The sequence below is a fragment of the Virgibacillus indicus genome, from assembly GCF_002266285.1.
GTDB classification, from domain to species: domain Bacteria; phylum Bacillota; class Bacilli; order Bacillales; family Amphibacillaceae; genus Virgibacillus_K; species Virgibacillus_K indicus.
Genome location: NZ_NPMS01000019.1, coordinates 1 through 7,328 on the forward strand (window position 1 = coordinate 1; position 7,328 = coordinate 7,328).

The window sequence follows — 7,328 nt, forward strand, 5'->3', positions numbered from 1 at the left end:
TCGACACTTTTATGTGTATTTCTTTGATTTTTCCCCATTAAATAATCCCCCTATAAAAGTCTGTTATGACGTATTTTTATTATATCCTATTGTCCATTATAAGGGGGTTGTTCACTGTCACTTCCCGAATTTTGTCGAATAATGATAGAGTAAAAGCGCAGTAGAATTATGATAAAATGAAATAGCAACTGAATATTGAGAGGGTGGTTGGTTGTCGCTCTTCTTTCTTTAGGAAAGGAGGTAATAATCATGGAAACATTTCTAGAAGTCATACGTGAAATTCTGAAGGGTATTGTTTGTGAAAGTGCGGCATATACTTTTCGGAAAAACGTATTAGACCAAAAGAAAACCACCCCAGCGCCGTCACAATTTTGCTTGTAACCCCAGTTGTTAGACATGTGGTATTGCCGGATGAATGAGGGTGACTGTAGTCAAGTCCCCAAAGGCTGTAATTATCGTTAATTTATGGATGAACTTATAGCATTATGTGATGTTATAAAGGATCTGTTATCGGGGATGCTGCAGAATCATTGGGTAGAGAAAATAAAAAAAGTGGTACTTTTGGTATGTTTACTTTTCATAATGGACCCAAGATTATCTCGTTTATCAGAGAATAAAGGCTAAGTAAAATAATTAGAGTAAGCTAGAAATAGTCAATGTGCTGATGTTTACAAAAATAACAAGCAGGTTTTCTATCAAATTCCATTCAATTTTAGAAAAAAGAATAGGATCCTCATCCAGACTTGAATAAATCCTTGTTGGACGGTAATCCTATTCTCTAGTTCTGAAAAGTACCGATAAATGCTTTAATATGCAAATTGTCTATAGTAACGATAATCTTCCATATCATGTCCAGTATACTTTTGATAGTGCTGTGCCAACCTATCCACCAAAATAGTTGTTGAAATGGTTGGAGCTAAAATCCAGCGGAATTTATCATCAATACCTTTAAGTTCATAGTCCTTTGTGTCAATAACGGTAAGCTTGTCTGTAAATTGTCTGCAAAATTGTTCTACACGATTATCTGATTCCCTGCGTTTCCCTTCTCCCTTAACAAGAAATACTGGTACATCTTTTTCTACAAGCTCAAGTGTACCATGGAAGAATTCAGCAGAAGTAACGGCCTTTGTGCGAATCCATTGCATTTCTTCAAGAATACACATGGAGAATAAATAAACTTCACCCCACATCTCTCCACTGCCAATCCAAATATTATAATTTTCCTTGTAGTATTTTCTGGCAATCTCATCCGCTATAGGATCAAACTTTTCCTTAGCTCGCAATAAGTTTTCTGGAAGAGTTTTTATTTGATCTGCAAATTTACTATAATCTGGGAATTCCCCTCGATATTCAAGTAATTTAAATAATAATAAAAATAGCTGCATATACTCAAATTCAACACCATTTTTGGCTAGATTTGGTATAATCCAATTACTTGCTGTCGCCAATGGTGATTCTTCTTTACCAACAAGCGAAACAACTCGATAATTATTTTCCTGACACCATTCAGCTGCGGCTACAGTTTCTTTCGTATTTCCTGATTTAGATGCCATTATAACCAGCGAATCTTTAGTGAGTTGCTTATGTCCGGTTAAAATTATTTCTGCAGCCTGTTCTGCATATACTGGAATCTCCGTTATCTGTTTTAATATTTCTTGAATTGGCCACATAATTGCAATAGATCCACCAACTGATATGAAAAAAATATTTTTAAATCCTTCTTCGTGAATCTTCTGAGCTATTTGTTCAATCTGTTCCCTGGTTTCATAGGTGATTTCCCCATTTTTTAAATAGACTTTCTCATCAAAATTTAGCATACTTCTTCCTCCTTTGAGATTGGTATATACCATTTTGCTTTAAAAAAAAGAATCTAAATAATTCAAATCATATAATATCAGTCAAAGAATTTTTTAGCAAGCGTTTTCATGATTATTTTTAAAATAATCTTATTTTTTCAAAAAAATATATATAAAAATAAAATATCGTTGTTAAAAAATGTTGACAGACTAGTTTGTATATTTTATTATAAATTGAAATGGTATATACCAAGTAAGAATATGGAGTGAAACTTTTGCTAAACGATGATTCGAATAAACTACCTATGTATAAACAACTAAAGAATATGATTCTGGAAGATATAGAAAAGGGGAAATTAAAACAAGGTGACAAAATATTATCAGAGAGGATGATAGCAGAAAAAGGGAATGTTAGTAGAATGACTGCCAGGAATGCCTTGGCTATGCTGGAAAGGGAGGGGTTGGTGGAGAGGCGGGTTGGATCAGGTACTTTTATTACAACAAAGATTGACATGAACTTTATAACATTTAATAGCTATAGCAAGGAATTAATGCAGAAAGGATTAACACCAAGTACAAAGGTGTTAAATATAAAAATAAATACTCCGGATTTACTGATAGCAGAAAAACTGAATATAAAAGCAGGGGATGAAGTCATCATATTTGAAAGGTTAAGATGTGGTGATGGAATACCTATTGCGGTGGAAGAATCATATATTCCCTATCATACTTGTGAAGGCATTGAGGAATACATTAAAGATGATGTATCCTTATATAAAGTATTGGAAGAACGCTATAGAATTAAACCAATAAAGGCAGATCAGTATATGCAAGTGGCACTGTCTGATGAAAGAGTGAGTAAAATTCTTGCCATTAAAACTGGAAGCGCTTGCATATCATTGGAATCTTTGGCTTTTAATAAAGATGATCACGCTGTAGAGTTAACGAGGTCGACAACAAGAAGTGATATCGTAAGGTATTATTCGCAACTAAATTTAGAACCATAGTATTAAATTGGCTATTTCATTATAGCCATAATAGAAATGGTATATACCATATTGGGAGGTAATTTGAATGAATAAAAAGCTGATTTTATTTGTAGCCATAACCGTTTTTATTTCTCTATTTGCTGTTGGTTGTTCGCAGGAGACCTCAGGTGAGGATCAAATTGAACTCAAATTTTTACAAAAGTGGCCAGAGCCGGAATATGCACCTTTTTTTGAAAAAGTAGTGGAGGAATTTGAAAAGGAAAACCCAAAAATAAAAATAAAAATGGAAGCTGTGGGCGATGATCCAATGAAGGACAAGCTTCGTACCACTATTGGCGGTGGAGATGCACCTGATATTACTTTTTCCTGGTCTGGAGAGTTTGTTCAGAAATTTATAGATGCTGAAGTTGCGTTAGATTTAACTCAATATGTGAACGAGGATACAGATTGGAAAGAAAGCTTTGTTCCAGCAAGTTTAGAGCCATTTATGTCTGAAGGGAAAAATTATGGAATTCCCATTCGTCTCGTTGGTAAATTCTTTGTGTATAATAAAGAAATTTTTAATGAGTTTGGACTGGAAGAACCACAAACATGGGAAGAATTTATGGCTGTAAATGAAAAATTAAAGGGTGAAGGTATTGCACCAATACAGCTTGGCAATGAACTGCCTTGGGCAAGTGTTCACTATCTTACAGATTTAAACCAGAAATTAGTGCCGGAAGAAGTACTCGCTAAGGATTATAATCCGGAATCTGGAGAATTTACTCATGAAGGTTATGTTGAAGCCTTAAAAACACTGAAAGAATTAAATGATAAAGGTTATTTTAATGAAAATATTAATACAGTTTCACATAGTCTAGCAAAAGAAAACTTCTTCCAGGGCAATGGTGGAATGGTGTATATCGAAACTGAGGAATTTACACAAATGAAAAATAATTTGCCTGGTGAATGGGGATTCTTCCCTATGCCGGTGATTCCAAATGGAGAAGGAAATCAAAACTATATTACAGGAGCGCCGGATGGATTTATCGTATCGGCTGAGTCGAAACATCCCGATGAGGCAGTCAAATTCCTGAAATTCCTTACAAGCAAAGAAAACCAGGAGATGATGGTTGAAATGGTAGACTGGACCAGTTCTATAAAAGGAGCAGTTAATGAAGATAATGCGTTGACTCAGTCAGTAAATGCTCAGAAAGTACTGGAAGAGGCGGAGGGCTTATCTCAATGGCTGGACACTGTCGTAGAATCCAGGATTGCAGATGTATATATTAATAATATGCAACCACTATTTAATGAAACAAAGACCCCTGAGCAAATAATGGAGGAAGTGCAGAAAGAAGCGGAAAAGGTCAAAGATGAGTCAAACTAGTTAAATTGTGGGGTAAGCAATTTTGCTTACCCCTTTCTAGGGGGAGTCGGAATGAATATATATGATAATAAACGCGCAGTCTGGTATGTGGTACCGGCAATTTTCATATTAATTATATTTATATTTTTACCTATCATATTAAATTTTTATAATAGTACTTTTCGATGGAATGCCTTCTCAGATAATAAAGTTTTTGTCGGCTTAGAATATTATAAAACATTATTCACTGATCCTGTTTTTTATACTGCACTTAAAAATAATGTGTTATATGCTGTTATCTCACTTGTATTTCAAGTGCTGGGCGGTTTAATTCTAGCCTCTATTTTAGAAGAGAAGTTTGTACGGAGATTTCAGCCTTTTTTCCGTACTGTTTTATTTATTCCATCAATTCTTTCATTGGCAGTAGTTGGTTTACTTTGGAATATGATGTACCAGCCAAATATTGGTGTAATCAATGAATTTATCCGTGCAATTGGTTCTGAAGATTTTTCTTTTCCATTTCTAGGTAATCCAGATACTGCAATTTATGCAGTGATCTTTGTATCTCAATGGCAGTATACAGGATATATTACGATGCTATTTCTAGTCGCTATGCAAAAAATACCACGAACTTTATATGAGGCAGCAATGATTGATGGTGCAAATAGATATCATACCTTTGTTCATATAACAATTCCTCAAGTAAAAGAGATGATTTTAGTTGCTACTACCTTTACTGTGGTAGGCTCCTTTAAAGTATTTGATGAGGTATACATTATGACTTCGGGTGGGCCAGGCCATGCTACTGAAGTATTGGGTACGATGCTTTTCAATAGTGGATTCAGAAATGATGAGATGGGATATGCTTCAGCTATCGCCACAGTTATTTTCTTTATTACAATTATTTTATCCTTTCTCCAGCTTAAAGTCTCAAAGACTGGTAAATAGTCTATATCAATTTTAAGTAGGATGTGAATATAAATGAAACAAGTAAATATTTGGGGTAGGGTATTTAATTTAATATTATTTGTTATTTTAATTACAATTTCTATATGTATTATTTTTCCATTAATTTGGATGATTATTAGTGGATTTAAGTCAAATACGGACTTCTTTATGCGCCCATGGTCGCTGCCTGAAGAGTGGATTTGGGAGAACTTTGTAATTGCTTGGGAAAACGGAGTTGCACGTTATTTTTTGAATAGTGTTCTGGTTACAGGTGTTTCCGTTTTTTTAGTTCTCATAATAAGTTCGCTCGCTTCCTATTCGTTGAGCAGATTTGATTATAAAGGAAAAAATATATTATTTATATTTATAATAAGTGGTTTAATGCTCGCTCCACAAGTTAGTTTGATTGCGTTATTTAAAATGCTGCAAACATTACATTTAATCGATACATACTGGGCACTTATACTTCCATATGTTGCCTTTCAGATCCCCTTTGCAGTTTTCTTAATGCGATCTTATTTTCTTGCGCTGCCACGTGAGATTGAAGACGCAGCATATATCGATGGATGTAATTCCTGGTCTGTGTTTTGGAGGATTATATTGCCAATGAGTAAACCAATTGTTTTGACAGCCGGTTTATTAACGGGAATGTTTTTTTGGAATGAATTTATGTTCGCGCTTGCCTTTATCGAGAGTTCTGAATTACGAACAATACCAGTAGGTTTAATGAATTTAAGAAGTCAATTAGGTACTAACTATGGGGTTCTTTTAGCTGGTTTATTTATAGCAACTATACCAATGATATTGTTGTTTATCATATTCCAAAAACATTTTATTAACGCACTATCTGATGGAGGAGTAAAGGGCTAGTTGATTCGGAAATGCTTTTTAGCAAGCTTATAGCAAAAGGAGGTTGTCATGATGAAGTTGGCTGCAATGAATATTACATATCGTTATTATCCCTTTACTTATTTTCTTGATTCAGTTGAACGGCTTGGATTGGACACAATCGAATTGTGGGTGGGAGAACCACATCTGTACGTTTATAGAAATTTACTGCCTAACATTCAAAGCATTCGCAAAGATATTAAAAGAAGAGGGATTGATGTAGCTTGTGTGACCCCGGAACAATGTGTATACCCATATAATTTAGCTGCAAATGATAAAGAATGGCGAATGAAAAGTATAGAATATTTTAAGGAAAATATATATGTTGCAAGTGAACTGGATAGTAAAATGATGCTGGTTACTTCGGGAATAGGGGACTTTTCAATTAAACGAGAGGACTCATGGAACTATGCCTTAGATTCAATTATGAAGCTTGCAATGATTGCTGAAAGAGAAGGGATCTATTTAGTACTTGAGCCATTGACGAAGTTTGAAACAAATCTAGTTACTAATTCGATTGAAATGAAAAATATGATAGAAGAAATTGGCTCTTTTCATGTTAAAGCTATGGCTGACACTGTGGCCATGCATAATGCAAAGGAAACACCAGAACAATATTTTTCTTTATTTAAAGATGACTTGTATCATTTTCACCTGATGGATGGTGACGGTATCAGCGATGAACACTTAGCAGTTGGTGACGGAACACTTCCTATTCCTTCCTATATTAAAAGTTTAAAGACTGCAAATTATAATGGTGTTTGTACATTGGAAATTATGGGGTATAAAAATTATCAAAATCCTGAATCCGCCCTTATAAAATCTATTTCCTACATTGAGCAATGCCAAAAGACGCGAGAGAAGGAGTGAAATTCATGGATATAGTTACAGTGGGGGATAATTGTATAGATGATTATTCATTCGAAAGGAAAAGTTTCCCTGGTGGAAATGCTGTAAATGTAGCTGTTTATTTAAAGAGATATGAAGTTAATACATCGTATATAGGTGTAGTTGGTTCAGATGGTAATGGAAAAAGAATGATTGAATCAATTAACAATCAAGGTGTGGATGTTTCGCATGTACTTATTAAAGAAGGTAAAACTGCAGTTACTACTGTTGTGCTTAACGGTGGTGAACGAAAATTTACTGGTTACGATGAAGGAGTTTTACGTGATTTTATACTAAGCAAAGAGAATATCCAATATGTAAAAAAACACAAAATAGTACATTCGGCTATTTCAGGACATTGCGAAGATTACTTCAAAGAATTTCAAAAAAGTGGACTAATTACCTCGTTTGACTTCTCTAATGAGGTTGAAAGCCCTTTGATAAATAAACTAGCCAGCTATGTGGATTATC

8 protein-coding genes are annotated in these 7,328 nt (G+C 34.4%); 7 read left to right on the forward strand and 1 reads right to left on the reverse strand.

Translation table 11 applies throughout. The annotated features are described in order from the left end of the window. Positions 1–249: 249 nt before the first annotated feature. Positions 250–381: a hypothetical protein gene (locus CIL03_RS20325; protein WP_094887478.1), complete on the forward strand. Its 132-nt coding sequence runs from the start codon at positions 250–252 to the stop codon at positions 379–381. A 425-nt stretch (positions 382–806) separates the two neighbouring features. On the opposite strand, the gene CIL03_RS19185 is transcribed toward CIL03_RS20325, so the two are convergent. Then, entirely contained in the window at positions 807–1,817 is a 1,011-nt protein-coding gene (locus tag CIL03_RS19185) for an SIS domain-containing protein (RefSeq protein ID WP_094887479.1), read from the reverse strand. Between the two features lie 254 nt (positions 1,818–2,071). Between CIL03_RS19185 and CIL03_RS19190 the strand changes: the two genes are divergently transcribed. From CIL03_RS19190 to CIL03_RS19215, 6 genes are all read left to right on the forward strand, one after another. Further along, on the forward strand, positions 2,072–2,803 hold the full coding sequence (locus tag CIL03_RS19190; RefSeq protein ID WP_240508165.1) for a GntR family transcriptional regulator: 732 nt from the start codon (positions 2,072–2,074) through the stop codon (positions 2,801–2,803). 67 nt (positions 2,804–2,870) lie between these two features. Beyond that, on the forward strand, positions 2,871–4,154 hold the full coding sequence (locus CIL03_RS19195) for an ABC transporter substrate-binding protein (protein WP_094887480.1): 1,284 nt from the start codon (positions 2,871–2,873) through the stop codon (positions 4,152–4,154). Positions 4,155–4,205: 51 nt separating this feature from the next. Further along, positions 4,206–5,081 carry a carbohydrate ABC transporter permease gene (locus CIL03_RS19200; protein WP_094887481.1) on the forward strand — a complete coding sequence of 292 codons (876 nt, stop codon included), beginning with the start codon at positions 4,206–4,208 and terminating at the stop codon, positions 5,079–5,081. A 33-nt stretch (positions 5,082–5,114) separates the two neighbouring features. After that, positions 5,115–5,951 (forward strand): carbohydrate ABC transporter permease, encoded by an 837-nt coding sequence (locus CIL03_RS19205; protein WP_094887482.1) that lies wholly within the window; start codon positions 5,115–5,117, stop codon positions 5,949–5,951. Positions 5,952–6,002: 51 nt separating this feature from the next. Beyond that, positions 6,003–6,839 carry a sugar phosphate isomerase/epimerase family protein gene (locus tag CIL03_RS19210; RefSeq protein ID WP_094887483.1) on the forward strand — a complete coding sequence of 279 codons (837 nt, stop codon included), beginning with the start codon at positions 6,003–6,005 and terminating at the stop codon, positions 6,837–6,839. Positions 6,840–6,844: 5 nt separating this feature from the next. Further along, positions 6,845–7,328 (forward strand): PfkB family carbohydrate kinase (locus CIL03_RS19215; protein ID WP_240508168.1); only part of this gene is annotated, 484 nt, incomplete at its 3' end.